Raw genomic sequence first — 523 nt, 5'->3', positions numbered from 1 at the left:
GTGGCGATGTCGAGCGTATCGCCCTCATGGGCGATACGGATCGCGCCGGAGTCGCAGCGATAATTGCCGAAGATCATTTTCAGGATCGACGATTTGCCCGCGCCCGAGGGGCCGGACAGCACGACGCATTCGCCGGGCTGAACCTGGAAGCTGACGCCGCGCACCACCGGCAGCGTGACGCCGCCCTGCAGATGCATGACGAAACTCTTCTGGGCGTTGTCGACGACGAGAGCGGGAGCTTGGGTCATGGTCATCAGGCCGGAAGGATCGAGGAGACGAGCAGTTGTGTATAGGGTTCGCGCGGATCGTCGAGCACCTGGTCGGTCAGCCCGGTCTCGATGACGCGGCCGGATTTCATCACCAGGATGCGGTGCGACAGCAGCCGCGCGACCGCGAGATCGTGGGTGACGACGATCGCGGCGAGCCCAAGTTCGGCCACCAGGCTGCGGACCAAATCAAGCAGCCGCGCCTGCACCGAGACGTCCAGCCCCCCGGTCGGCTCGTCCATGAAGACGAGGCGCGG

General features: G+C 65.4%; 1 protein-coding gene and 1 pseudogene. Both read right to left on the bottom strand.

Going from position 1 to position 523, the window contains the following annotated elements; all coding sequences use genetic code 11:
- A partial coding sequence (locus tag DYI24_RS27675; RefSeq protein ID WP_164574575.1) for an ATP-binding cassette domain-containing protein occupies positions 1–254 on the bottom strand: 254 nt, incomplete at its 3' end.
- Positions 254–523: pseudogene (gene phnK / locus DYI24_RS27670) on the bottom strand (phosphonate C-P lyase system protein PhnK); the annotation flags it as partial. The gene DYI24_RS27675 and the pseudogene phnK, both read right to left, overlap by 1 nt.

The organism is Rhodopseudomonas sp. BR0C11 (assembly GCF_010820945.1).
Lineage (GTDB): Bacteria > Pseudomonadota > Alphaproteobacteria > Rhizobiales > Xanthobacteraceae > Rhodopseudomonas > Rhodopseudomonas palustris_H.
The sequence above is the reverse complement of the archived record's forward strand: the minus strand, read 5'-3'. Positions and strand labels throughout refer to the sequence as shown.